Origin of the sequence: Ruegeria arenilitoris, from assembly GCF_013032855.1 — a bacterium.
Taxonomy (GTDB): Bacteria; Pseudomonadota; Alphaproteobacteria; order Rhodobacterales; family Rhodobacteraceae; genus Ruegeria; species Ruegeria arenilitoris.
Genome location: NZ_WQDA01000004.1, coordinates 302,604 through 326,869, shown reverse-complemented (window position 1 = coordinate 326,869; position 24,266 = coordinate 302,604). Strand labels below are relative to the sequence as shown.

23 protein-coding genes are annotated in these 24,266 nt (G+C 63.3%); 12 read left to right on the top strand and 11 right to left on the bottom strand.

Annotated features, from left to right (window positions below; genetic code table 11):
- Positions 1 to 76: 76 nt before the first annotated feature.
- The 3 genes from GOW72_RS15055 to GOW72_RS15045 are packed head-to-tail and all read left to right on the top strand — an operon-like array spanning position 77 to position 3,375.
- Positions 77 to 1,189: an ABC transporter ATP-binding protein gene (locus tag GOW72_RS15055; RefSeq protein WP_093963159.1), complete on the top strand. Its 1,113-nt coding sequence runs from the start codon at positions 77 to 79 to the stop codon at positions 1,187 to 1,189.
- Positions 1,190 to 1,201: 12 nt separating this feature from the next.
- A complete protein-coding gene (locus GOW72_RS15050; RefSeq protein WP_170341829.1) occupies positions 1,202 to 2,122 on the top strand; it encodes an ABC transporter permease in 921 nt (306 codons plus the stop codon).
- Positions 2,119 to 3,375 (top strand): ABC transporter permease, encoded by a 1,257-nt coding sequence (locus GOW72_RS15045; RefSeq protein ID WP_170341237.1) that lies wholly within the window; start codon positions 2,119 to 2,121, stop codon positions 3,373 to 3,375. The genes GOW72_RS15050 and GOW72_RS15045 overlap by 4 nt, the downstream gene beginning before the upstream one ends.
- A 42-nt stretch (positions 3,376 to 3,417) precedes the next feature.
- Here the strand turns inward: GOW72_RS15045 and GOW72_RS15040 are convergent, their stop codons facing one another.
- The 10 genes from GOW72_RS15040 to GOW72_RS14995 form a co-directional block, all read right to left on the bottom strand.
- Positions 3,418 to 5,337 carry a beta-galactosidase gene (locus GOW72_RS15040; protein ID WP_170367396.1) on the bottom strand — a complete coding sequence of 640 codons (1,920 nt, stop codon included), beginning with the start codon at positions 5,335 to 5,337 and terminating at the stop codon, positions 3,418 to 3,420.
- Positions 5,334 to 6,194, bottom strand: coding sequence for an SMP-30/gluconolactonase/LRE family protein (locus GOW72_RS15035; RefSeq protein ID WP_170367395.1), 861 nt, complete (start codon positions 6,192 to 6,194; stop codon positions 5,334 to 5,336). Before GOW72_RS15035 ends, GOW72_RS15040 begins: the two co-directional genes overlap by 4 nt.
- Entirely contained in the window at positions 6,191 to 6,796 is a 606-nt protein-coding gene (locus GOW72_RS15030) for a 2-dehydro-3-deoxy-6-phosphogalactonate aldolase (protein ID WP_170367394.1), read from the bottom strand. Before GOW72_RS15030 ends, GOW72_RS15035 begins: the two co-directional genes overlap by 4 nt.
- On the bottom strand, positions 6,793 to 7,686 hold the full coding sequence (locus tag GOW72_RS15025) for a 2-dehydro-3-deoxygalactonokinase (RefSeq protein ID WP_170367393.1): 894 nt from the start codon (positions 7,684 to 7,686) through the stop codon (positions 6,793 to 6,795). Before GOW72_RS15025 ends, GOW72_RS15030 begins: the two co-directional genes overlap by 4 nt.
- Positions 7,687 to 7,690: 4 nt before the next feature.
- Positions 7,691 to 8,458: an SDR family NAD(P)-dependent oxidoreductase gene (locus GOW72_RS15020; protein WP_170365985.1), complete on the bottom strand. Its 768-nt coding sequence runs from the start codon at positions 8,456 to 8,458 to the stop codon at positions 7,691 to 7,693.
- Positions 8,458 to 10,164 (bottom strand): IlvD/Edd family dehydratase, encoded by a 1,707-nt coding sequence (locus GOW72_RS15015; protein ID WP_170367392.1) that lies wholly within the window; start codon positions 10,162 to 10,164, stop codon positions 8,458 to 8,460. The genes GOW72_RS15020 and GOW72_RS15015 overlap by 1 nt, the downstream gene beginning before the upstream one ends.
- Before the next feature lie 55 nt (positions 10,165 to 10,219).
- Complete coding sequence (melA, locus tag GOW72_RS15010; protein ID WP_170367391.1) at positions 10,220 to 11,560, bottom strand: alpha-glucosidase/alpha-galactosidase; 1,341 nt, start codon at positions 11,558 to 11,560, stop codon at positions 10,220 to 10,222.
- Between the two features lie 22 nt (positions 11,561 to 11,582).
- A complete protein-coding gene (locus GOW72_RS15005) occupies positions 11,583 to 12,431 on the bottom strand; it encodes a carbohydrate ABC transporter permease (RefSeq protein ID WP_093963150.1) in 849 nt (282 codons plus the stop codon).
- A gap of 1 nt (position 12,432) precedes the next feature.
- Positions 12,433 to 13,356, bottom strand: a complete 924-nt coding sequence (locus GOW72_RS15000) for a carbohydrate ABC transporter permease (protein WP_093963149.1) — start codon at positions 13,354 to 13,356, stop codon at positions 12,433 to 12,435.
- Positions 13,357 to 13,447: 91 nt separating this feature from the next.
- Positions 13,448 to 14,707: an ABC transporter substrate-binding protein gene (locus GOW72_RS14995; RefSeq protein ID WP_093963148.1), complete on the bottom strand. Its 1,260-nt coding sequence runs from the start codon at positions 14,705 to 14,707 to the stop codon at positions 13,448 to 13,450.
- A gap of 142 nt (positions 14,708 to 14,849) precedes the next feature.
- Between GOW72_RS14995 and GOW72_RS14990 the strand changes: the two genes are divergently transcribed.
- The 6 genes from GOW72_RS14990 (at position 14,850) to GOW72_RS14965 (ending at position 21,023) form a co-directional block, all read left to right on the top strand.
- A complete protein-coding gene (locus tag GOW72_RS14990) occupies positions 14,850 to 15,644 on the top strand; it encodes an IclR family transcriptional regulator (RefSeq protein ID WP_170367390.1) in 795 nt (264 codons plus the stop codon).
- Complete coding sequence (locus GOW72_RS14985) at positions 15,641 to 16,699, top strand: ABC transporter ATP-binding protein (RefSeq protein WP_170367389.1); 1,059 nt, start codon at positions 15,641 to 15,643, stop codon at positions 16,697 to 16,699. The genes GOW72_RS14990 and GOW72_RS14985 overlap by 4 nt, the downstream gene beginning before the upstream one ends.
- A 170-nt stretch (positions 16,700 to 16,869) precedes the next feature.
- A complete protein-coding gene (locus tag GOW72_RS14980; RefSeq protein WP_170367388.1) occupies positions 16,870 to 17,829 on the top strand; it encodes a dihydrodipicolinate synthase family protein in 960 nt (319 codons plus the stop codon).
- Positions 17,820 to 18,755, top strand: a complete 936-nt coding sequence (locus GOW72_RS14975; protein WP_170359311.1) for a 4-hydroxyproline epimerase — start codon at positions 17,820 to 17,822, stop codon at positions 18,753 to 18,755. Before GOW72_RS14980 ends, GOW72_RS14975 begins: the two co-directional genes overlap by 10 nt.
- Positions 18,752 to 19,990: an NAD(P)/FAD-dependent oxidoreductase gene (locus GOW72_RS14970; RefSeq protein WP_170367387.1), complete on the top strand. Its 1,239-nt coding sequence runs from the start codon at positions 18,752 to 18,754 to the stop codon at positions 19,988 to 19,990. The genes GOW72_RS14975 and GOW72_RS14970 overlap by 4 nt, the downstream gene beginning before the upstream one ends.
- A gap of 7 nt (positions 19,991 to 19,997) precedes the next feature.
- Complete coding sequence (locus tag GOW72_RS14965; RefSeq protein ID WP_170367386.1) at positions 19,998 to 21,023, top strand: trans-3-hydroxy-L-proline dehydratase; 1,026 nt, start codon at positions 19,998 to 20,000, stop codon at positions 21,021 to 21,023.
- On the opposite strand, the gene GOW72_RS14960 is transcribed toward GOW72_RS14965, so the two are convergent.
- A complete protein-coding gene (locus GOW72_RS14960) occupies positions 21,020 to 22,036 on the bottom strand; it encodes an Ldh family oxidoreductase (RefSeq protein ID WP_170367385.1) in 1,017 nt (338 codons plus the stop codon). The genes GOW72_RS14965 and GOW72_RS14960 overlap by 4 nt on opposite strands.
- A 132-nt stretch (positions 22,037 to 22,168) precedes the next feature.
- Between GOW72_RS14960 and GOW72_RS14955 the strand changes: the two genes are divergently transcribed.
- The 3 genes from GOW72_RS14955 (at position 22,169) to GOW72_RS14945 (ending at position 24,222) form a co-directional block, all read left to right on the top strand.
- Positions 22,169 to 22,858 (top strand): GntR family transcriptional regulator, encoded by a 690-nt coding sequence (locus GOW72_RS14955; protein WP_170367384.1) that lies wholly within the window; start codon positions 22,169 to 22,171, stop codon positions 22,856 to 22,858.
- 66 nt (positions 22,859 to 22,924) lie between these two features.
- The gene (locus GOW72_RS14950; RefSeq protein ID WP_170341291.1) at positions 22,925 to 23,494 is read left to right on the top strand and encodes an RNA polymerase sigma factor; all 570 of its coding nucleotides are present in this window, start codon (positions 22,925 to 22,927) and stop codon (positions 23,492 to 23,494) included.
- On the top strand, positions 23,491 to 24,222 hold the full coding sequence (locus GOW72_RS14945) for a hypothetical protein (protein WP_170367383.1): 732 nt from the start codon (positions 23,491 to 23,493) through the stop codon (positions 24,220 to 24,222). The genes GOW72_RS14950 and GOW72_RS14945 overlap by 4 nt, the downstream gene beginning before the upstream one ends.
- Positions 24,223 to 24,266: the final 44 nt, after the last annotated feature.

The window sequence follows — 24,266 nt, the reverse complement described above, 5'->3', positions numbered from 1 at the left end:
CCCCGCACGCGTTTGCCCCGCGTGACGGACAACGATGCGGTGCGGCCTGAGGCTGCATCACAGGGAGATACCAAAAATGAGTGCAGGGATCGGAGTTGATCTGGAAAACCTGTGGATCCGCTTCGGCGATTTTGTCGCTGTGCGAGATGCGAACGTGAACATCAACGGGGGCGATTTCTTTTCGTTCCTTGGGCCTTCGGGCTGCGGCAAGACCACGATCCTTCGAGCGGTCTCGGGGTTCCTCGAGCCCAGCGAAGGCAATGTCCTGATCGGCGGCAAGAACATGAAGGGCATCGGGCCGAACAAGCGTCCTACTGCTCTGATCTTTCAGAACCTCGCGCTGTTTCCGCTCATGAAGGTGTGGGAGAACATAACTTTTTCGATGGAGATCAAAGGGGCCAGCGCCGCCGAACGGCGCAAACGCGCGGACGAGCTGCTGGACATGATCGCCCTGCCGGATCAGGGCGACAAGCTGCCCAGCGAGTTGTCGGGCGGTCAGCGCCAACGAGTGGCCATCGCGCGCGCTCTATGCGCCGAGCCAGACGTGCTGCTGCTGGACGAACCGCTGTCGGCGCTGGATCTCAAGCTGCGCCAGCACATGCGCACCGAGCTGCGCGAAATCCAAAAGCGTGTGGGCATCACATTCATCTACATCACCCATGACCAGGGCGAGGCCCTGACCATGTCTGACAACATCGCCGTGATGCGTGCTGGCGTGATTGACCAGATCGCCGATGGCAAGACCATCTACAACGACCCGACAACCGCTTTTGCCGCCTCGTTCGTGGGCGAAAACAACGTCTTCCGCGGCAAGGTCAAAAGAGTGATGGGCGAAGAGGCCCTGATCTCGACCAACCGGTCCGGCGATCTGGTGGCGCGGATATCGACCGCCAATCAGGGCAAGTTGGCCGAAGGTGACGACGCCATGATGTTCATCCGACCCGAGGCGTTCTCGATTGCACCCGAGGGGACGAGCGGCGATCATTTCGTCACGGCACGGGTGACCCACGAGGAATTCGAAGGCAACGTCTTCAACATCTTCACCGAAGGAGAGGGCGGCAAGGAGATTAAGGTCTCGATCCCGAACCACGGGCAGTCGTTCAAAGATCACACCGGGCAGAACATCACGTTGGAATACGAAACCCGCAACGCGGTCGTCGTTCCGGCGGGTGAGCTGGCTGCGGAATAAGGAGGCCCGACGATGCCTGGCTTCCTCAGGGACTTCTTCAACCGCAACGGTTTCGGCATGGGGCTCGCGATTCTGGGGCTTGTCCTGTTCTGGACGATCGGCCTGATCATCCTGCCGCAGCTGTCGATGCTGGACTTTTCCTTCCGTCCCAACCTGCCGCCCCCGGAAATCGGCGGCCCCAAGGACGTGTACACTCTAGAGAACTACAAATACCTGATCTACGGGCCGGAAGGCGGTAGCCAGTCCTACAACGCCGTTGATCTGCGCGTGTTCTTCCGGACGTTGATCGCTGCGGTCTGCGTGACGATCTTCAACCTGATCATTTGCTATCCGATTGCCTATTACCTGGGTCAGTCCAAGGGCAATCACATCCGTATCTTCGCGATCATGCTGATCATCCCCTATTGGATCAACGAGATCCTGCGCGCCTTTGCGCTGCGTATCATCTTCGGAGAGACGGGTGTTTTGAACACGCTGTTCGTCGGATTGGGGATCTGGGACACGCCGTTTGATTTCATCCGCAACGACATCGCGCTCTATGCGGGCCTCGGCTACGCGTACATCCTGCTGATGATCTTCCCGATGTACAACGTCATCGAAAGCCTGGATGGAAACCAGATCGAAGCGGCGCGCGACTTGGGCGCTCCGTGGTGGCGGATCCACTGGAGGGTGGTCATTCCCTATGCCAAGCCTGGCATCAGTTCTGGCTGTACGATGGTGTTCATGCTGTCGGCCGGTGCGCTGGCCGCACCTCAAATCCTGGGTGGGCCGTCCAGTCTGTGGTTCACGCAACTGATCTATCAGCAGTTCAATGACAACAACGACTGGCCACAAGGCGCAGCCTACGCCATCGTTCTGCTGGTCACCTGTATCCTGTTCGTGCTGGCAATGATGCGCCTGTTCAAGGTGAACATGGGGGATATCGGGAAATGAACATGTCCTTCCTCCGTATCAGCATCTGGGTCTATCTGGCGATCTTCTTCGCCTACCTGCTGGGTCCCCTGGTGATCATGTCGATCACCGCCTTCAACTCGTCCGGTTTCCCGCGCATGAGCCCGTGGGAATGCCTGACCTTCCAGTGGTTTGGCGAGTTGTTTCAGGACCAACGCATCCTGAACGGCATCAAGAACTCGTTGATCATCGGCGCGGGAACCGTGGTTCTGTCGGTGGCGATGGGCTTGGCCGGAGCGCTGATGTTGACCCAGATCTGGCCCAAGCTGCGCGCCACCTACTATACGATCATCATCGCTCCGATCCTGATCCCGGGCGTTGTTCTGGGTATCTCGACGCTGGTCTTCTGGGACCGGATCAACCGGATGCTGGGGCTGGGCGCCGACAGCTTTTTGTCGAACGGTATTTTCCTGACCGTGATTGGCCAATCCACCTTCATCGCCAGCTATTGCATGTTGGTTCTGGTGGCCCGGCTGCAGCGATATGACCTGGCGCTGACCGAGGCGGCACTGGACCTTGGCGCAACGCATGCACAGGCGTTTCGCAAGATCCTGCTCCCGTTCATGCGCCCGGCGATTGCTTCGGCGGCGGTGCTTGCGTTTCTTGCCTCGTTCGAGAACTACAACACCACCACCTTCACGTTCGGCGAATACCCGACACTGACAATCGAACTGGCTCAGAAGGTGCGCTACGGCATTACACCTGCGATTTCGGCGCTGGCCTTTATCATCGTGGCGCTGACCGTGTTCTTCGCCCTGTTGAACGAAGCCAAGTTGAAGCGTCAGGAACTGGTCGCTGCCGCGCGCAAGGAAGCCACGGTCGAGGAGCTGGCGGGCAAGATCAAGTTGCCCAGCTTTTTCTCGGGGAACATGGCGGCCGTGCTGCTGGTCATGTTTGCCGTGGCAACGATCACTGTCGTCGGGACGGCCATGGCCTACAACCCGGCCCAGTGCATCGCGGACGTCAAGGAAGAAAAGCGTCTGGAAGCCGAACAGCGCATTCAGGAATTGCGCAAGCAACGCGAGGAGCAGCGCAAGCAGCGCGAAGCCGAGCAAGGCGACGCGCAGCAATCCACGCCCAAACCGTCGAACAACAGCGGTTTTGGCAATGTGTTCGCTCCGAACACATTGGGTGGTCAGGACGACGAAAGCTCAGCCGAGCCTGACAATCAGCCTTCGGGCAACAGTGGGTTCGGCAACGTCTTCGATCCAAACAGTCTGAAGACCGACGAGTAGGAAAAAGCGCCTACCAGAGCACCACATCCGCCCGGTTCAGGTTCATTCCTGGCCGGGCGGATTGCGCTTCAGGATGGCGACCCCGCAGGCAGCGATGCTGTGGCCGTTCCAATCCACCGGTGTGGCGTTGTAGTTGATCAGGAAGTCATGGGTCGCGGTTTCGCGCCGCCGCAGGCCGGGCGGCATAGGGTGCAGGGTCAGCCCGACCTTCTGCGCGGCCATTCCAACGATCCGGTCCCACAGGTCTTCGTCCGGGAAGCTGGCCAGATACCAAAGCTGGTCACTGCCCTTCAGCGCCGGGGTTCCGTCCGCAAAGGTCAACAGATCGGGCGCGTCGCCTGTCAGCCACTCGACCCAGTGTTGCGCCGCTCCGCCGCCCTGAACCGGGCGGGTGATCTCGGGCGGCAGGGATTCCACCAGCGCCACGTCGCAGTCCAGCGCTTGCAGGCCAGGGCGGCCTTGGGCCGGGATCTGGAAATCAGCAGTGATTGCCCCGGTACGCGGGCCCAGAACCGTCAGTTTCGCGGCCGCCCGCAGGCGGTCGGCCAGCGCGTCGTCCAGCGTGGCCAGTCCGGGGGCGAGGATCAGATCATAGTCGGCGTCGTCCAAGCCCGAGGCCGGCACGACATCGACCGACAGCCCGGCGCGGCGCAGGGCGCGATAAGCGGAAAACACCAGCCGAAAATAGTTGAACCCAGCGCCCTGAGGCTGGGTCGCCCAGGCCCAGTCCGACGGGTAGTCGAACAGGATGGCCACCCGCGCCTGCACCGGTTCCACCGGTCCCAGCGCGGCCAGATCCGCGGCCGTCTGCTGCGCCTCGGCCAGACCGGGGGCGGGTTGGTTGTTCGGTGTCAGCAAGCCCGCGTGCATCTGTTCCTGCGCAAAAGGCGCCTGCCGCCAGCGGAAATAGCTGACCACCTCGGCCCCGTGGGCCACGGCCTCAAGCGACCAAAGCCGCACCATGCCCGGCAGAGGGGCCGGGTTGTAGGGCGCCCAGTTCACCGGTCCGGGCTGCTGTTCCATCACCCACCAGCGGCCGCGTCCGACGGCGCGGTACAGATCGTGGTGAAAGGCCTGCATGTCCGGGTCGCCCTGCTGCAGAAAGGTCGCCTTGTGCGCCGCGTCGGCCTCGAGCCGGTCGGACAGGAACCCGATCGGGTAGCTGTCCCAGGTGGCGATATCCAGATCGGCGCCCACTTCGAAATGGTCGAAATCCAGAATCCGGCCCATGTAGTTGTGTAGCAGCGGCGCGTCGGTCAGGGGCCGCAGCGCCTGAACCTGGGCCCGGTTGAAGGCCACCACCTGATCCGAGCTAAACCGGCGGAAGGCCAGCACATGCGCCGGGTTGGGTTCGGTCACGGTCAGGTTGGGCAGGTCGATCTGATCGAAGTCGCCGTATTCCATCGACCAGAACACGTTGCCCCAGGCCGCGTTCAGCGCCGCGACCGAGCCATAGCGTTCGGCCAGCCAACGGCGGAAGGCCTGCCGGGCAGGCTCGCCGTAGCTGACGGTGGTGTCGTGGCAACCATATTCATTGTCGATCTGCCAGCCGGCCACATGCGGGTTGCGGCCATAAAGTTCGCCCATGATCCGGGCGATGCGGACGCACTCATCGACGTATCCGGGATGGCTGAAACAATAGTGACGGCGCGAGCCGAACTTGCGCGGCTGCCCGTTTTCATCCACCGCCAGCATGTCCGGGTGCCGGTCCAGCATCCAGCGCGGCGGCGTGGCGGTTGGGGTTCCCAGCACCACCTTCAGCCCAGCCGCACCAAGGGTCTCGATGGCCTGATCCAGCCAGTCGAATGTCAGCCGGCCCGGTTCCGGCTCCATCCGGCTCCATCCGAATTCGCCGATCCGGACCCAGCGCAGGCCGGCCTCGACCATGCGCGCGGCATCTTCGGCCCACATCGACTGGGGCCAATGTTCGGGGTAATAGCAAACGCCAAGTTCGGGGTTCATAGGATGACTCTGTGTTCCGCCTGACCTTGGCCCGCGTTTTCGGCGGCAAAGGTCATTCCGTTGGTGGGGTGCGATGCGATGGTGTCCGCATCCAGCCCTTCACGGGCCGAGGTGCAGAACAGCGTCGTCAGATCCGGCCCGCCGAAAGCGGGGCACGAGGTATGGGCCGCCGGGAAGTTCACCGCGCGCAGAAAGGTTCCGCCGGCGTCATAGACCGCGACCCGCGCCGCGCCCCATTGCGCGAGCCATAGGTTGCCCGCGGCATCGACGACCGCGCCATCGGGGTTCAGCCCCTCGGCGCGCAGGTCCAGAAACACCGCGCTGTCGCCCTCGGGCCAGCCGGTTTCCGGGTTCAGGCCCCAGCGCCGCACCTGCCCGGTGGCCGTGTCGCAAAAATAGGCGCAAGACCGGTCAGGCGCGAAACTGATCGCGTTCGAGATGGTCACGTCCGGCACCAGCTGCCGCAGCTCACCCCGCCAAAAACGATAGATCGCCCCCGCGCCCCGTTCCGCGCGCTTGCCCATTGTGCCGATCCAGAACCCGCCCCACGGATCAGCCCGCCCGTCATTCGAGCGGGTCACCGGGTTGTCGGCCTCGAGCGCGACGATGCGGTCCTTGTGACCGGTCTCAAGCCCGAACCGCCACAGGCCGGTTTCCGACGCGATCAGCAGCGTGTCGCGGTCGATCCAGCCTGCGGCCGAGACGTGCTCGGCAAAATCCCAGCTTTGCGGGCCACCCGCGTCGCGGGTCATCAGGCGCTTGTTGATGATGTCGAACCAGAACAGCTGTTGCCGTTCGGGGTGCCACAGCGGGCCTTCGCCCAACGCGCACGGGCGGTCGTCAAAGACCTGGCTCATCGCGCGGCCTCGTCAAAGGCGGCGACGATCTGGCGGGCGTTTTCGGCGATCTGGTCCACGGACATGCCGGGTTTGAACAGGGCCGAGCCGATGCCGAAACCGTCGGCCCCGGCCTTGAGCCAGTCGCCGAAATTCTCGGGCCCCGCGCCGCCCACGGCATAGACCTGCGTGCCCTTGGGCAGGATCGGGCGCATGGCCGCCAGCCCCACCGGTCCGGCCATCACCCCGGGAAACAGTTTCAACCCGGTGGCTCCGGCGCGCAGGGCGACGAAGGCTTCGGTCGGGGTATAGACCCCGGGCCAGCTTTGAAGGCTCAGATCCACCGTGCGCGCGATAACCTCGGCATCGCAATTTGGCGACACGATCAGCTTGCCGCCAACGGCGGCCACCTGTTCGACTTCGTCCACGGTCAGGACGGTTCCGGCCCCGACCAGCGCGCGGTCGCCGATCGAACGGGCCAGACGGCCGATGCTGTCCAGCGGGTCGGGCGAGTTCAGCGGAACCTCGATCCGGTCGATTCCGGCGTCCAAAATGGCTTGGCCGACGGCCTCGGCCTGTGCCGGTTCAAGCCCTCGCAGAATGGCGATGATGGGGCGGCTCATGCGGTTTGCCTCGTGAGGGTGCGGGCCTGCAGCAGACCGGCCAGCGTGGCTTGGGTCGCGTCGGCGGTTTCGACGAATGCGCCCTGTTGCTGCAGCGCGGTGGCATAGATGTTCGACAGGGCCTCGGCCCCGATGATGGCCAGTTGCTGACCCAGCCAATAGGGGCGGGTGGCGGCCAGTTCGGCACCGATCAGAGCGCCCGACAGGCGGGCGCGGGCGGTGGCCGGATCCTGGCCGTGCAGCAGGTCGGCCGCGCGCAGCCCGAACAGCCGCCCGGCCAGTTGCTCGGGCTTGGACAGCGTGTCGGCCACGGCCGTGGCAAAGGCGTCGTCGTCCCAGCCTTCGCCCACCGAGTGTTTCAGCACCGAGTGTTGTCCCAGCAGATCGAACAGTTCACCCGTCATGAAGGTGCGGAAGCTGACGACCTCGCCGGCGCTGACCTGCACCCATTTGGTGTGGGTGCCGGGCAGGCAGATCACGCCATCCCAATGCGGGCGCGTGGACAGGTAGCCGGCGATCTGGGTTTCCTCGCCGCGCATCACGTCGGCGGGGTCGTCCTGTTTCAGGCCGGGTACCACGAAAGCGCGGATGCGTGGATCGGTGCCGGGCACGCGCACCGGCACGTTCGAGATCGGCTTGGTCGGAACCGCCACATAGGGCGCCTCGACCCAGCCTTGCCGGGCACCGACCATGCCGCAGGCGATCACGTCGACGGGCGCCGCGCCCAGCCAGCCCTGAACCAGCGTCAGCAGCGCGTCCTGGAACTGATCCCGGCCCAGCGTCGCCATGCCCCGGTCGCATTGGGCGTGGTCCAGCACCGTGTCGCCCTGCATCGCCCAGGCGCGCAGATGCGAGGTGCCCCAGTCTACTGCGATCCACTCGGTGTTCATGTGCTTACCCCGTTGTGACCACGCCGCCATCGACGACCATGCATTGCCCGGTCATGGCGCGGCTGGCCGTCGATGCCAGGAACAGCGTCGGCGCGATCATGTCGTCCGGGCTCAGATGTTCCTTCAGGCACTGTCGATCCATATGCGCGGCCAGATCCTCGGGCGTGGCCCACATGTCCAGTTGTTTCTGCGTCAGCACCCAGCCGGGCGCCAGCGCGTTGACGCGGATGTTCTTCGGCCCCAGCTCGCGCGCGAGCGAGCGGGTCATGCCGGTGATTCCGGCGTTGGCCGTCGTATAGATCGGATAGCCCGCATTGCCCATCATGTAGCTGATCGAACTGAAGTTGATGATCGACCCGCCGGTTTCGGCCATCTGGCGCGCGGCCTGCTGGCAGGCAAAGTAATAGGCCTTGAGGTTGACCTCGATCATCCAGTCCCAAAACTCGGTCGTGGTTTCCTCGAGGCTGTGGCGCTTGTCGTTTGCGGCATTGTTGACCAGCACGTTCAGCGGACCGTGGGCCTCGGCAGCCTTGGTCATTGTTTCGTGCAGCAGCGCGGTGTCGGTCATGTCGCCCTGCAGGAACAAGGGCGCGCGGCCGTGTTTGGCGCGCATCTCTTCGACGAACGCGCTGGCGTCGGACCGGCCGATAAAGGCGACCTTGGCGCCTTGGGCCAGGAACCCGTCTGTCAGGGCCGCGCCCACGCCCGACCCGCCGCCGGTGATGAAGACGGACGCGCCGTCGAGGTCATGGAAGGTTGCTGGCTGGGTCATCAATGGCTCTCTCTGGTCACAAGGCGGGTGTCCTTGCCCACCAGGAAATCAAGGTCAGCGCCGCGGTCGGCCTGAAGGACATGGTCGATATACAGTTTGGCATAGCCGCGGGTGTAATGCGGGTCGTCGGGCTGCCAATCCGCGCGGCGGGCGGCCAGTTCCTGTTCGTCGACCAGCAGTTCCAGCTCGCCCTTGCTGGCCGAGACGCGGATGCGATCACCGGTTTTCACCAGCGCCAGAGGACCGCCCGCCTGCGCCTCGGGGCTGACATGCAGGATCACGGTGCCGAAGGCGGTGCCCGACATGCGTGCGTCGGAAATGCGGATCATGTCACTTACGCCCTGTTTCACCAGTTTGGCGGGGATCGGCATGTTGCCGACCTCGGGCATGCCCGGATAGCCCTTGGGCCCGCAGCCTTTGAGCACCAGTATGGTCTCGGGCGTCACAGGCAGGTCGTCGCGGTCGATATTGGCCTTCAGGTCCTCGATGCTGTCGAAGACATAGGCCTCACCTTCCGTCTCCAGCAGGCTGTCTGTGGCGGCCGAGGGTTTCACGATGGCCCCGTTCGGCGCCAGGTTGCCGCGCAGAACGCGCAGCCCGGCGGCCGGTTTCACCGGATCGTCAAAGGCGTGGATCACGTCACGGTTGAAGCATTCCGCGCCCTCATAGTGGGCCGAGATGTCCTTGTTCAGAACGGTGCGGGCCGGGCGCAGATGCGATTTCAGCTCGGACAGGACCACCGGCATCCCGCCGGCATAGCAGAAATCTTCCATCAGGTATTTGCCCGAGGGCATGCAGTTGACCAGCAGCGGAATGTCCGAGCCGATCTCGAAATCCTGCAGGGTCAGGTCCACGCCCACCCGGCCGGCCAGCGCCAGCAGGTGCACCACGGCGTTGGTGGACCCACCCACCGCGGCATTGGCCAAAATGGCGTTCTCAAACGCCGCCTTGGTCAGGATGTCCGAGGGTTTGAGGTCCTCGTCCACCATCTCGACGATGCGCTTGCCGGTCATGTGCGCCAGCGCCATGCGGCGGGCATCGACGGCGGGCAGGGCGGCGTTTGTGGGCAGGCTCATGCCCATCGCCTCGACCAGCGACGCCATGGTCGAGGCCGTGCCCATGGTCATGCACACGCCCTTGGACCGGCTCATGCCGGATTCGGCGTTCATGAAATCCTGCAAGGTCATCTCTCCGGCGCGCACGGCTTCCGAGAACTTCCAGACATCGGTGCCCGAGCCGATATCCTTGCCGCAGTACTTGCCGTTCAGCATCGGCCCCGAGCTGACCACGATGGTGGGCAGATCGACCGAGGCCGCGCCCATCAGCTGGCCGGGCGTGGTCTTGTCGCAGCCGCCCAGCAGCACCACGCCGTCAATGCCATAGGCGCGGATCGATTCCTCGACATCCATGGCCAGCAGGTTGCGGAACAGCATGGCGGTGGGCTTCATCTGGGTTTCGCCCAGCGACATCACCGGGAATTCGACCGGAAAGCCTCCGGCCTCCCACACGCCGCGCTTGACGCCTTCGGCGAGGTCGCGCAGGCCCGAGTTGCACGGCGTCAGTTCCGACCATGTGTTGCAGATGCCGATGATCGGGCGTCCGTCGAACGCATGATCGGGAAAGCCCTGGTTCTTCATCCACGACCGATGGATGAACCCGTCCTTGTCGAGCTTGCCGTACCAGTGCTGTGAGCGGCGTTTCTTCATGTCTTTGTTTCTTTTTCGTATTGGGTCGTGGTTCTCTTGTGTGTTTACCGGATGATCAGGCCGCGCGGGCCGGACGGCACCAATCCGGCAGCCAGTCGGCATGGGCGGTCAGCAGGTCACTGACCAGGCTGCGGATCTGGCGCAGGTCCAGTTCGGCGGCGGTGTGCGGGTCCATCATGGCGGCGTGGTAGATGTGTTCGGGGTTTTCCTCGACCAGGGCGCGCACGGTCAGTTCCTGCACGTTGATCTGGCTGCGCATCAGGGCGACCAGCTGCGGCGGGATGCCGGTCACGACCGAGGGCTGCACGCCGTTGCTGTCGACCAGGCAGGGTGTTTCGACTGCGGCGCCGAGCGGTAGCTGCGGAATCTGCCCGGTATTGGGCAGGTTGCCATAGGCGACATAGGGCGTGTCGGTGACGATGGCGTTCATCAGGTCGGCGGCGAATTCGTGGCTGCGGATCACTTCAATGTCGCGCCCGTCGGTCAGGGTCTTGGCCTGTTCCTTCCAATTCGCGACCTGCTCCTCGCAACGGGTGGGGTATTCGTCCAGCGGGATCTGGAATTGGTCGATCAGGTCCTGACGTCCGTCCTTGATGAACCACGGGACGTACTCGGCCAGGTGTTCCGAGCTTTCGGTGCAGAAATAGCCCAGGTGATCCATCACCTCGTACCGCACCTTGTTGGGGCAGCGCGGCATCAGCAGCGGCGCCTTGGGCAGCTGGCCCGCGTGATAGCCCCGGCGCAGCGCCGGATACAGGTCGCGGCCCTGATGTTCCAGCCGCAGGAAAAACGCCACATGGTTCACGCCCGCAACGCGATAGCGGATTTCATCCTTGGGCAGGTCCAGGTCATGGGCCAGTTCCTCGACCGTGTTCTGGACCGAGTGGCACAGACCCACATGTTTCAGTGCCGGGAACCGTTCGGCCAGCGCCCAGGTGTTGATGGCCATCGGGTTGACGTATTGCAGCAGCGTGGCATTCGGGCACAGTTGCGCCATGTCGCGTGCCACATCCCACAGGACCGGCACGGTGCGCAGGCCGCGCATGATGCCGCCCACGCCCAGCGTGTCGGCGATGGTCTGGCGCAGGCCATATTGCTTGGGGATCTCGAAATCGGTGACGGTGCAGGGTCTGTAGCCGCCGATCTGGAAGGCGGTGATGACGAAATCGGCCCCGTCCAGCGCCGCGCGGCGGTCGGTATGGGTGGACACGGTCGCGCCGGTCCCGACCGAGCGGATCATGGCGCGGGCCACGGTTTCGCTTTCGGCCAGACGCTCGGGGTCAATGTCCATCAGGGCAAAATGGCTGTCGGCCAGTGACGGGGTCAGCAGGGCATCGCCCACGATATTTTGCATGAAAATCGTGGAACCTGCACCGATGAAGGTGATCTTGGTCATGACTGTAAACCTTGACTAGGCGTTATTTTACGGCACCGAGGGTCAGACCCGCGATGAAGTGTTTCTGCATCAGAAAGAACATGGCCACCGGCGGCAGGGCCGCGACGATCGAGCCGGCACTCATCAAGTGATACGCTGCGCGGAACTGCGCGTTGAAGCTGGTGATGCCGGCGGTGACGGGTTGGCTCTCGGCCCCCTGGGTCAGCACGACGGCCCAGAAATAGTCATTCCAGATGAAGGTGAAGATCAGAACGCTGAGCGCGGCGATTGCGGGTTTCATCAGCGGCAGGACCACGTACCAGAAGATGCGCCATTCGCTGATGCCCTCGACCCGGGCGGCCTCGATCAACTCAAAGGGCAGGGCGCGGATGAAGTTGCGCATGAACAGGGTGCAGAACCCCGTCTGGAACGCAATGTGGAACAGTACCAGCCCGGTTTTCGTATTGTAGAGCCCCAAGTCCAGCGTCAGGTCGCGCACCGGCACCATCAGGATCTGGAAGGGTACGAAGTTGCCGGCCACGAACATGAAGAAAATCCACAGGTTCGACTTGAACTTGTAAATCCCCAGCGCGAACCCGGTCATGCAGCTGAGCGCCACCGCGCCGATCACCGTGGGAACCGTGATCAGGAACGAGTTCAGCAGATAGCGCGGCATGTCCGAGTTGAAGAAGACCTGGCCATAGTTCCTGGCGCCTTCAAAGCTGGAGGGCAGGCCCCAGTAGTTGGCGTTGGTGAAATCCGCCTCGGGCTTGATGGAAAACAGGGCCACCGCCAGCAGAGGGCCGAGCCACAGCAGAAGGGCGACCGGCAGCATTGCCTGATAGGAAATCTGCGCCGCGCGGGGTTGTTTTTCGATCGGTTTGGGAAACATCTCAGTGCCCCTTTTCTTCGCGGTACATCGACCACAGGAAGTAGGCGATGAAGCACAGCATGATCAGGAACAGGATCACGGCGATGGCCGCGCCATAGCCCATGCGGAACCCGTACTCCGACAAGGCGACCTCGAACATGTAATAGGCCAGCACGCGGCTTGACCCGAACGGCCCGCCCTGCGTCATGATCGAGATCAGGTCGAACGAGCGCAGCGCGCCGATAATGGTCACCACGAAGGCGATGAAGGTCGCCGGGCGCAGTTGCGGCAGGATGATATGCCACAGCATCCGCCCGCCCTTGGCGCCGTCCAGCCGGCCGGCCTCGATCTGTTCGGGGTCCACGGCGTTCAGGCCGGTCAGATACAGGATCATGCAATAGGCGGTCTGCGGCCAGAGGCCCGCGAAAATGATGCCGTAGGTTACGAAGCGTTCATCACCCAGTACGTTCAGCGGACCCAACCCGACCAAGCCCAAAAGCTCGTTCAGCAGTCCGAAAGTGGGGTCGTAGAACCAGGTGAAGACCAGCCCGACTACGACCTGGCTGATGACGAAGGGAAAGAAGAACAGGGATTTGTACAACCGGATTCCCCAGACCGTCTGGTTGAGGAACAGCGCGATGAACAGACCAGCCGGGATCGCCAGCAGGTACATGATCAGCCAGATCAGGTTGTTCTTCAGCGAGACATAGAAGGCGTCACGATCGACCCATTCCCAATACAGGTCTTCATAGTTGCGCATTCCGACATATTCGGCCGCGCCCAGCCCGTCCCATTCGTAGAGCGACAGGTTGAAGGACTGGAATACGGGGATGATCACGTAGACCATGAAGAACAGCACGCCCGGAGCCAGAAACAGCCAGGGTGCGATACGTTGCTGATTTCTGTGGAACCAGCTTTCGTGTTCGGTGACGTCGACAGCGGTCATGGTCAATCCCGGTTTGGAATGGGCAGGACGGGATCGTGCCCGTCCTGCGTTTGGCTACGGCGTGGCCGGGGTTGCCCCGGCCACAACCCGATCAGTTGTCATAGATGCGCTGACGTGCGCGTTCCAGCTTGGCCAGGATGCTGTCCAGGTTGTCCGGCTTGACCATGAACTCCTGGAAGCCTTCCATCGACACTTTGGCCATTTCCGCCGGTGCGTCGCGATCCCAGAACTGGGCGACGCCGCCGGGGCTGTTGGTCGACAGCATCTTGAAGCCTTCCTGCAGGAACTTGTCGTCATCCACCGAGGATTTGGCGTTGACGGGCAGTTGTCCGAGGTTCTTGCCGTTGTTGATTTCGGTCTGCTCGTCAGCCGAAACGACAAAACGCAGGAACTCGCGCGCGGCTTCTTTGTTCGACGCGTTCGCCGGGATGTGGAACGTGTCGGTCGGCGCATCTTCGGCCAGCTCGACATCGGGGTTGATCGCGACGAACTGGTAGAAGTCCAACTGGTCGTCGGTCAGACCGGCCTCGCGCAGCGGAGCCACCGCGAAGTTGCCCATCAGATAGGCCGCTGCATCACCCTGAACCATGAAGGGCAGGGCCTCTTGCCAGCTGTAGGTCTGGTGGTTGTCGATGAACGCGCCCATGTCGATCAGCTGCTTCCAGTTGGCGAAGGTCTGCTTGACCCGGTCGTCTTCCCAGCTGACTTCGCCATTGGCCAGTTGCTGGTGGAAGTCGAAGCCGTTGGTGCGCATGTTCAGGTAGTCGAACCAGCCGCCAGCCGTCCACAGGAACTTGGTGCCGATGGTATAGCAGGCGCGACCCGAGTCGACGATCTTCTGGCAGTTGGCCAGCTCTTCTTCCCAGGTGGTCGGCTCGGACAGGCCCAGCTCGTCAAAGATGTCTTTGCGGTAGTAGACGCCCCACTGATAGTAGGTGTAGGGCACGCCCCACTGCTTGCCGTCGATGGTCATCGCGCCCTTGGTCGAGGCCAGGTTTTCGGCGATTTCCGGCTCGGCCCACAGGTCCGATACATCTTCGAACAGTCCGGCCTCGACATAAGGCTTCATGCGGTTGGCCGCGTACCAGGTCGCGACGTCGGGCGTGTCCGCCGTCAGGAAGTTGCGGATCTGGGTCTTGTACGCCTCACGGTCGATGACCGTGGTCTCGATCTCCAGACCCGGGTGCTGTGCCGCGAAACGCTCAATCATCGCTTCCATCGTCGCGCGCGGCGCCGGATTCGATGTGTCGAGGAAGATTCGCAGCTCGCCGGTCAGTTCTGCCGAAACGGGCGCTGCAAGTGCCACACTGGCCGCCAGTGCCGCCGCAGTGCGCTTGAACATGGAATGCATGGTTTCCTCCCTTAGCTTCCATTTTGAGGTTCCAAATAATGAAACCAAGTTTTATATATTGAAAACTACACATCGAATCGGCTAGGCTTGTCAATACCCTCGCGGCCCGTCCGCAAGGGGAAGTGGAGGAGAAATCAGACCCGTGGCAGGTGACGGAACCATCGGCAAGGCATGTGACGTGCTGGAACAGGTCGCGGCGTTCGGCCGGCCTGTGCGGTTCGCCGAATTGCTGGAAAGCAGCAGCTTTCCCAAGGCTTCCCTGTACCGGTTTCTGCAGTCGCTGACCAATCAGGGCATGTTGTCTTACGACCCAGACCGGCAGACCTATTCGCCGGGGCTGCGGCTGGTGCGGCTGGCGCATTCGGCCTGGACGCAAAGCTCGCTCGCGCCGATCGCGCGGCCGATCCTGGATGGGCTGAGCCTGGAAACCGGCGAGACGGTGCACCTTGCGCAGCTTGATTCCAGTCAGGTTCTGTATGTGGACAAGCGCAATGCCAAAAACCCGGTCGAGATGTATTCCGAGGCCGGAAAGGTTGGTCCGGCCTATTGCACCGGTGTGGGGAAGGCGATGCTCGCCTTTCTGGATGACGACCGGCTGGACAAAGCGATTTCGCAGCAAAGCTTTCACCGCTTTACCGACAAGACGCTGACCTCGGAGGCGGTGCTGCGGGCGGATCTGGCCCGGATCCGCGAACGGGGGTTCGCCATGGATGATGAAGAGCACGAGCCCGGCATCATCTGCGTGGCCTGTCCGATCCTGACATCGGGCGGGCGGGTACTGGGGGCGATCTCGATCACCGGATCGACCCAGCGCATGGATTTTGACCAATTGAAGAAATGGGTCCCTCGGGTGCGGCGTTCGGCCGACCAGATCGGGTCCGAAGCCGAAGCATGGCGGTTCCCCGAGGGCCGCAAGGACAGGATGCAAGCATCATGACAGGCGTTACCCTGAAGGGCGCAATCAAGCGTTATGGCCAGACCCAGGTCATTCACGGCATTGATCTGGAAATCGAGGACGGCGAGTTCTGCGTTTTTGTCGGGCCGTCGGGCTGTGGCAAATCCACCCTGTTGCGGATGATCGCCGGGCTGGAAGAAACCACCGAGGGTGAAATCCGCATCGGTCAGCGTGACGTGACCCACATGGACCCGGCCAAGCGCGGTGTCGCGATGGTGTTCCAGACCTACGCCCTGTATCCGCACATGTCCGTGGCCGAGAACATGGGCTTTGGTCTGCGCATGAACGGTGTGCCCAAGGCCGAGATCGACAAGAAGGTCGCCGAAGCGTCGGAAATCCTGAAACTGGACCAGTATCTCAAGCGCAAGCCCAAGGCCTTGTCGGGTGGCCAGCGTCAGCGGGTCGCCATCGGCCGGGCCATCGTGCGCGGCCCCGAGGTTTTTCTGTTCGACGAGCCGCTGTCGAACCTCGATGCCGAACTGCGCGTGGAAATGCGGGTTGAGATCGCCCGTCTGCACCAGGAGATCGGCGCGACGATGATCTACGTCACCCACGACCAGGTCGAAGCTATGACCATGGCCGACAAGATCGTGGTGCTGCGCGATGGCCGGATCGAGCAGGTGGGCGCTCCGATGGATCTGTATCGGGACCCCGACAACCGGTTCGTGGCGGGGTTCATCGGCTCGCCCGCAATGAACTTTCTGGATTGCGATGTCGTCGAAGGAACGGTGCGCCACCCGGCTCTGACGGACTCGATCCCCGTCACCAATGGCGTGCCGACCGATGCCAAGAAGGTGGTCCTGGGAATCCGCCCGGAACATATTGCCGTGGATCGGTCCGGCGACACCTGTACCGTCGATCTGACCGAAGCGCTTGGCGGCGTCTCCTACAGTTATTTGCTGACGCCCAACGGTGACAAGTTGATCGTCGAAGAGCGGGACGACCAGCGCAGCAAAACGGGCGAACGGATCGGAATCTCGGTTCGGCCCGAACGCGCCATGCTGTTTGACCCGGAAAGCGGGATGCGGTTGCGCTGAACCGTTGTTCAATTGGAAAATGTAAACGCGCCGGGCCCTCTGCCTGGCGCGTTTTCCTTTTGCCAGACGAATCCTATGGATTTTGGATACAAAATCCGATACTGCGGGGTTGAGACAGGAAATCTGACCGCCCGGCGATGGACGCGGGCAACTTGGAAAGGATCGGCCACATGTCACCCGACGTCTTTACCGGCACCATGCCCGCGCTCATGACCCCTTGTACGCCCGACCGTCAGCCCGACTTTGACGCCTTGGTGCGAAAGGGTCAGCAGATGATCGAGGCGGGCATGTCCGCAGTCGTCTACTGCGGGTCGATGGGCGACTGGCCACTGCTGACCGACGAACAGCGGATGGAAGGGGTCGAGCGGTTGATCGGCGCCGGCCTGCCCGTCGTGGTGGGCACCGGGGCGGTCAATACGCAATCCGCCGTGGCACACGCGGCGCATGCGCAAAAGGTGGGTGCAGCTGGGCTGATGGTTATCCCGCGGGTCCTGTCGCGCGGCAGTTCGGTCACGGCGCAGCGCAACCATTTCAAGGCCATCCTGTCGGCGGCACCGGATATTCCGGCGGTCATCTACAACAGTCCGTATTATGGATTCGCCACACGCGCCGACCTTTTCTTTGCGCTGCGGGCCGAGCACTCCAATCTGGTGGGCTTCAAGGAATTCGGTGGCAAGGACGATCTGCGCTATGCGGCTGAGAACATCACCAGCCGTGATGACCAGGTGACGCTGATGGTGGGGGTCGATACGGCCGTCTACCATGGCATCGTCAACTGTGGCGCAACCGGCGCAATCACCGGCATCGGTAATGTACTGCCCAAAGAGGTTCTGCTGCTGACCGCTTTGTCGAAAAAAGCGGCCACTGGCAATGCCGAGGCCCGCCAGCGCGCACAGGAGTTGACAGAGGCCATCCACGTGCTGTCCAGTTTCGATGAAGGCCCCGATCTGGTTCTGTACTACAAGCACCTTCTGGTTCTGAACGGCGAGGATGAATACCGCTTGCACTTCAACGAAACTGACGCGCTGACCGATGCGCAGCGCAACTATTGCGAACAGCAGTACAGCTTGTTTCGCGCCTGGTTTGCAGACTGGTCAAGGCAAGGCGGGGTGATTGCCGCGTGCATGTGATCGACAGCCATACCGGCGGAGAGCCGACGCGCGTGATTCTGGACGGCGCGCCCGATCTGGGCAGCGGTCCTCTATCCGAACGCGCAGGGCTTTTGGCGACCCAGCACCGCCCGTTCTGGCGCTCGGTCATGCTGGAGCCGCGCGGTCAGCCAGCGATGGTGGGGGCGCTGCTGGTGCCTTCGGTCGATCCGTCCTGCGTGACCGGGGTGATCTTCTTCGACGTGGATGCGGTGCTTGGCATGTGCGGGCATGGCACGATTGGGTTGACCGTGACGCTGGCCCATCTTGGGCGGATCGGTGTTGGCATCCACCGGATCGAAACCCCAGCGGGTGTGGTCACGGTGGAGCTGCACGATCCCAACACAGTGACAGTAACCAACATCGAAAGCCGGCGGGTGCATCAGGCCGTGACGATCGAGGTTCCGGATTTCGGGCCGGTTACAGGTGATGTGGCCTATGGCGGCAATTGGTTCTTTATCGTCGATCCCAGCCCGGTGCCGGTCGAGCCCGCGAACATCCGGCAACTGACCGATCTGGGCGTCGCCATTCGGCAGGCCTCGGTCGCGCAGGGCGTGGGCGGCGAAGCGGGCGAGCCGATCGATCATGTGATTTTTCAGGAGACCGCGCCGGCCTCCGGCGTCCACAGCCGAAACTTCGTTCTGTGCCCCGATGACGCCTATGACCGCTCGCCCTGCGGCACGGGCAGTTCGGCGCGGTTGGCCTGTCTGGCGGCCGATGGGCGCTTGGCGCCGGGTGAAGAAATCGTGCAGGCTAGCGTCATCGGCAGCCCCTATAGGCTGTCCTATCAGCCGGGTCCGAACGGCGGGGTGATCCCCTCGATCACCGGTCAGGCTTTCGTGATGGCCGAAAGCCGCTTGATTTTTGATCCCGCCGATCCATTCCGTTCGGGTATAGAGATCACATGAAGAAAGATGTCATCGTCATAGGTGCCGGCGTCGTTGGTATCAGCGCGGCGCTGGAATTGCAGCGTCGGGGTTACACGGTTCAGATACTGGACCGCGAAGGCGTGGCCGCGGGCAGTTCGGCGGGAAATGCCGGGGCGTTCGCCTTCCCCGAGGTCGAACCTCTGGCCACGCCGGGGATCATGAAAAAGGCCCCGAAATGGCTGCTCGATCCGTTGGGGCCGCTGTCGATCCCGCCCGCCTATGCCCTGCAGATCGCGCCGTGGATGTGGCGGTTCTGGCGGGCCAGCCGCCCCAGCCGGTACCAGGCGCTGGTCGCCGCGCAGGCCAACCTGATGCGCCTGTGCCAGGCCGCGACCGAACGGCAGATCGCCGATACGGGTGGCGAGGCGATGATGCAGCGCGACGGGCAGTTGCAGTTGTACGAAAGCGCGGCCGAGTTCCGCGCCGCCTTGCCCACGTGGGAGTTGCGTCGCCGGCATGGCATCGCCTTCGATCTGCTGGAAAGCCCCGAAGCGATCGCCGAGATCCAGCCCGGGCTCAGCCCGCGTTTTTCCCATGCCGGGTTCACGCCACACTGGTGGAATACCGTCGATCCCAAACGCTGGGTCGAGCATCTGGCACAGGTGTTTCGCGACCGTGGCGGGGTGATCGAAACGCGCCCCGTACGCGCGCTGGAGCTGTCGGACACGGGCGTCTGGGTGCGCTTCGACCAGGGTGCGGCGGATGCCAGCAAGGTGGTCGTGGCCGCCGGGGCGTGGTCGCACCACCTGACCCGCACGGTGGGCGACCGGATCCCGCTCGAGACCGAGCGGGGCTATAACACGACCCTGCCGCCGGGCGCGTTCGACCTGCGGCTGCACCTTGCCTTCTCGCGGCATGCTTTCGTGGCCACCAAGATTAACGGCGGTGTGCGCATCGGCGGCGCGGTCGAACTGGGCGGGCTTGACCTGCCGCCCAATTTCAAACGCGCCGATACCTTGCTGAACAAGGCGCGCCAGTTCCTACCGGGGTTGAAGACCGAAGGCGGGACGCAGTGGATGGGGTTCCGCCCCTCGCTGCCCGACAGCATTCCGGTGATCGGACGGTCTTCGAAATCGCCGAACCTGATCTACGCCTTCGGGCACGGCCATCTGGGCCTGACCCAGTCGGCGGGGACCGCCGAACTGGTGGGCGCGCTGATCGACGGCACCGATCCGTCCATCCCGGTCGATCCCTTCGCCGCCACCCGGTTCTGAGCGGGGGATGCGCAGCAGCAAGACCATCCACGTGATCTCGGCCCATGCCGAGGGTGAAGTGGGGGATGTGATCGTCGGCGGTGTCGCCCCGCCGCCCGGCGACACGATCTGGGCGCAACGCAGCTTCATCGCCCGCGACCAGACCCTGCGCAACTTCGTGCTGAACGAGCCGCGCGGCGGGGTGTTCCGCCATGTCAACCTGCTGGTGCCGCCCAAACATCCTGATGCCGACGCCGCCTTCATCATAATGGAGCCCGAGGATACGCCGCCCATGTCCGGCTCGAACGCGATATGCGTGGCGACAGTGCTGCTGGACGGGGGCATCCTGCCGATGACCGAACCGGAAACCCACCTGACGCTCGAGGCGCCGGGCGGGCTGGTGCGGGTGCGGGCCGAATGCCGCAACGGCAAGGCAGTACGGATCTACGTCCAGAACCTGCCCAGCTTTGCCGACCGCCTCGCCGCGCCGCTCGAGGTCGAGGGGCTGGGAACCCTGACGGTGGACACCGCCTATGGCGGGGACAGTTTCGTCGTGGTCGACGCCGCGGCGCTGGGGCTGCGCATCACCGAGGACGAGGCCGCCGACATCGCCCGTCTGGGGGTGGCGATCACCGACGCTGCCAATGCGCAGCTGGGCTTTGCGCATCCCGAAAACCCGGATTGGAACCACATCTCGTTCTGCGCGTTCTGCGGACCGCTTGCCGAAACAGAAACCGGCCTGACCGGCCGATCCGCGGTGGCGATCCAGCCCGGCAAGGTCGACCGCTCGCCCACCGGTACCGCCGTTTCGGCCCGCATGGCGCTGATGGCCGCGCGGGGGCAGATGCGGCCGGGCCAGAGCTTTGACGCGGTGTCGATCATCGGCTCGCGGTTTGCCGGCCGTATACTGGGCACGACCCATGTCGGCGACCATCCAGCCATCCTGCCCGAGATCTCGGGCCGCGGATGGATCACCGGCATCCACCAGCACATGCTGGACCCCGACGACCCCTGGCCGCAAGGTTACCGCCTGCGCGACACCTGGGGTGCCTAGTCCAGAAGGGCCAGCAGATCGCGGTGCAGTTGCGCGGAAACCTCGGCATATCCCCGGGTGGTATTGCGCGCGCGGGCGGCAAAGCGGCGCTGTGACGGCAGGCGCGCGCCTTGATCGAGGATATCGGCAAACAGGCGCTCGGCCCGCGCGTCGTTGGCCTGTCGTCGCCCGCCGCTGAACTGGTCGGGGTCGAAGGCGATGATGATGTCGCCGTGGTAAGGCGCGCCGCCCGTGCCTTGGGCGAACTCCATGCTCTCCAGGCTGGTCAGGTCATCGATCAGCGGGCCGGCCAGAAGTTCGATCATGATCGACAGGGCCGAGCCTTTGTAGCCGCCGAAAGTCAGCATCGCGCCGTCCAGCGCCGCTTGCGGGTCGGTCGTGGGGTTGCCGTCTTTGTCGATCGCCACGCCTTCGGGCAAGGGTTTGCCCGCGCGCTTGTACAGCTCGATCTCGCCGCGGGCGAAGGCGCTGGTCGCGAAATCGAAGGTGAACGGGTCTTTGCCCATGCGGGGCCAGCTGAAGGCCAGTGGGTTGGTGCCCAGGCTGCCGCGCGTGCCCCCCGCAGGGGCCACCCAGGAATGGCTGGGCACCATCGCCATGGCTGCAAGCCCCTTGGCCGACAGGGCCTCCACCTCGGGCCACAGGGCCGAGAAATGAAAACAGCGTTTGATCGCCATGGCCGCGATCCCGTGGGTGCGGGTCTTCTCGACCAGCCGCGGCAAGCCTTTCTGGAACGCCAGCAACGACATGCCGCGCTGTGCGTCGACGCGCACGATGGCATTGTCCGAGGCGGCGACCTGGGGCTGCGCATGGCCGTCGATCTTGCCCGCCTGCATGGTCTGGGCGCACATGAACAGACGAAACAGACCGTGCGACTGGCAATCGTCCATTTGGCAGGTGGTCAGCAGTTCCGCGATCGCCCGCGCGTGGTCGGGGCCATAACCCACATGGGACAGAACCTTCAGGCTCAGATCGGTCATTTCTTTAGGCGTCAGCCGTACCGTTTCGCTCATGTTCCGTTCCTGGGTTTGATCTCGGTTGCCAAAGGGGTAGCGGGGAACCCTAGCCCTGTTCAACCCGATAGGCGGTTGGAAAAGCGCCTCGGGGCGGATATTTGTATCCAAAATGCAAATGCGGACAGACCCTTGGCAGCAAAACGCGCAATCACCCGTCAAAGCCTTCCCGATGCAATCGCGTCCGACTTGCGTGAACGCATTCTCAGCGGTGATCTGGCGGAAGGCGAGACGATCCGTCAGGAGGCATTGGCCGAAGACTATGACGTGTCGCGCATGCCGGTGCGCGAGGCGCTGAAACAGCTTGATGCCGAAGGACTGGTTCAGCTGACGAACAATCGCGGGGCGCGGGTCACGCGCCATTCCCTGTCCGAAATCGGCGAGATCTTCGACCTGCGGTCGCTGTTGGAGACCGACCTGTTCCGTCGGGCAATTCCGCAGATGACCCAATCTGACTTTGCGCGCTGCGAACAACTGCTGGAGCAGATGGAGGCGTCGTACGACGCCAACGACGTCAGCCGGTGGGGCGCGCTGAACTACCAGTACCATTCGGCCCTCTATGCGGCCGCGAACCGAAGCCTGACCAACGAGCTGCTGCACCGTGTGAGCCTGCAGTCGGACCGGTATATCCGAATGCATCTCAGTGTGATGCAACAACGCGAACCGGCCCGCAAAGAGCATCGCGAATTGCTGCGCCTTGCCCGGGATGGACAGGTCGAGCAGGCTTGTGCGCTTCTGTCCGCGCATATCGGACGAACCAAGGACCAATTGTTGGCACTGGTGGCTGCCAAGCGAGCGTCCGAGGAAGCGATCGGACGCTGACGCCAAGCGACCGGAAAGAAAGCGTTTTCAATTCTTCTCTGTCTGTGCCAGTTCTGGCGTCGCGGGATGCGTGCCGAAACATGGATCGACCAAGTGCCCAGTGATGACCTCAACAGTTCGGAACAGGCCGTGCGTCAGGCGATTGGGGCGTATTCCAGACGCGTCTGGCGGTTTGCGCTGGCTCTGTCGGGGGCGCAGGATGTTGCCGACGACCTGACCCAGGCCACTTGCCTGCGCGCGTTGGAGCGAAGCCATCAGGTTACGCATACTGATCGGTTGGATTCGTGGCTGATGACGATCTGCCGGTCAATCTGGTTGAACGAGCTGCGGGCGCGGACCGTGCGCAAGTCCCAGGGGTTGGCCGCAACGCCGGACGCCGAATTGATCGCGCCGGGTACCGACGCCGAAATGAATATTTTTGCGCGGGAAGTGTTTACACAGGTGATGCAACTGCCCGAGGCGCAACGCGAAACGGTCATGCTGGTCTTTGTCGAGGGCTACAGTTATCGCGAGGCCGCCGCGTTGCTGGAGGTTCCGATTGGTACGATCATGAGCCGGCTTTCCAATGCCCGCAAGAAACTGCAAGCTGCGATGCCGCAGGATGCCGCTGCGTCCGACCGACGGAGGGACTCATGACCTTTTCCGACGATACGCTAAAGGCCTATCTGCAAGGCTCATTGGGGTCTGGGGAAAGCGATGCCATCGAGGCCGCTGTTGAGAACGATCCGGAACTGGAGCAGCGCCTGATGGATCTGGATCCGATCGCGCCGGTGGTTCGCGAGGTGTTCCGAGACATTCCCGCCGCCGCGCCACAAGTTGAACTGCCGCCTAGGGTTCCGGCTTTGGCGGGGCCCTGGCGCCTGTTTGGCGTCGCGGCTGCCGCGGCCGTGTTGGCCGTATCTCTGACCATTTGGCTGACCCGCCCACAGCCGATGGGATGGGCGGAGCAGGCGGCCCTGTACCAGTCGCTTTACACGGCGGATTCGATTGCAACGCTGGAATACCCGCCGGCGCTCGTCGACGCCCAGATCTCATTGGCCGAAGAGAAACTGGGCCGCCCGCTGAACCGGGATTCGCTTGAAGGTTTGCCGGGGCTGGAACTGAAGGCCGCGCAGGTTTTGTCCTTCAAGGGCAAACCATTGGTTCAGATCGTTTTTGCCGACGCTGATGGCAATCCCTTTGCGCTGTGCGTGATCCGTCAGGGCGATGGCGCGCCGAATTCAGAGTTGAAGCAGGAAGTCCTGAGCGGGCTTGCAACGGCCCGGTGGGCGCGCGACGGGTACGGATACATGCTGTTGGGGAACCGGCCGGACAACGATTTGACCGTGCAGCTGGATTACCTGGCCCAGACATTCGCCGGCTGAGCCGCCTTGCGCAAAACCTCTTGTGAACCGGTGCGATTGGCCGA

Coding starts and splice junctions, on each gene's coding strand:
- GOW72_RS15035 (WP_170367395.1), bottom strand. CDS start 6,194: ATGAGCCAGGTCTTTGACGACCGCCCGTGCGCGTTGGGCGAAGGCCCG.
- GOW72_RS14980 (WP_170367388.1), top strand. CDS start 16,870: ATGTCACCCGACGTCTTTACCGGCACCATGCCCGCGCTCATGACCCCT.
- GOW72_RS14945 (WP_170367383.1), top strand. CDS start 23,491: ATGACCTTTTCCGACGATACGCTAAAGGCCTATCTGCAAGGCTCATTG.
- GOW72_RS15040 (WP_170367396.1), bottom strand. CDS start 5,337: ATGAACCCCGAACTTGGCGTTTGCTATTACCCCGAACATTGGCCCCAG.
- melA (WP_170367391.1), bottom strand. CDS start 11,560: ATGACCAAGATCACCTTCATCGGTGCAGGTTCCACGATTTTCATGCAA.
- GOW72_RS15030 (WP_170367394.1), bottom strand. CDS start 6,796: ATGAGCCGCCCCATCATCGCCATTCTGCGAGGGCTTGAACCGGCACAG.
- GOW72_RS15015 (WP_170367392.1), bottom strand. CDS start 10,164: ATGAAGAAACGCCGCTCACAGCACTGGTACGGCAAGCTCGACAAGGAC.
- GOW72_RS15050 (WP_170341829.1), top strand. CDS start 1,202: ATGCCTGGCTTCCTCAGGGACTTCTTCAACCGCAACGGTTTCGGCATG.
- GOW72_RS14995 (WP_093963148.1), bottom strand. CDS start 14,707: ATGCATTCCATGTTCAAGCGCACTGCGGCGGCACTGGCGGCCAGTGTG.
- GOW72_RS15045 (WP_170341237.1), top strand. CDS start 2,119: ATGAACATGTCCTTCCTCCGTATCAGCATCTGGGTCTATCTGGCGATC.
- GOW72_RS15025 (WP_170367393.1), bottom strand. CDS start 7,686: ATGAACACCGAGTGGATCGCAGTAGACTGGGGCACCTCGCATCTGCGC.
- GOW72_RS14970 (WP_170367387.1), top strand. CDS start 18,752: ATGAAGAAAGATGTCATCGTCATAGGTGCCGGCGTCGTTGGTATCAGC.
- GOW72_RS14960 (WP_170367385.1), bottom strand. CDS start 22,036: ATGAGCGAAACGGTACGGCTGACGCCTAAAGAAATGACCGATCTGAGC.
- GOW72_RS14985 (WP_170367389.1), top strand. CDS start 15,641: ATGACAGGCGTTACCCTGAAGGGCGCAATCAAGCGTTATGGCCAGACC.
- GOW72_RS15000 (WP_093963149.1), bottom strand. CDS start 13,356: ATGACCGCTGTCGACGTCACCGAACACGAAAGCTGGTTCCACAGAAAT.
- GOW72_RS14950 (WP_170341291.1), top strand. CDS start 22,925: ATGCGTGCCGAAACATGGATCGACCAAGTGCCCAGTGATGACCTCAAC.
- GOW72_RS15005 (WP_093963150.1), bottom strand. CDS start 12,431: ATGTTTCCCAAACCGATCGAAAAACAACCCCGCGCGGCGCAGATTTCC.
- GOW72_RS15020 (WP_170365985.1), bottom strand. CDS start 8,458: ATGACCCAGCCAGCAACCTTCCATGACCTCGACGGCGCGTCCGTCTTC.
- GOW72_RS15055 (WP_093963159.1), top strand. CDS start 77: ATGAGTGCAGGGATCGGAGTTGATCTGGAAAACCTGTGGATCCGCTTC.
- GOW72_RS14965 (WP_170367386.1), top strand. CDS start 19,998: ATGCGCAGCAGCAAGACCATCCACGTGATCTCGGCCCATGCCGAGGGT.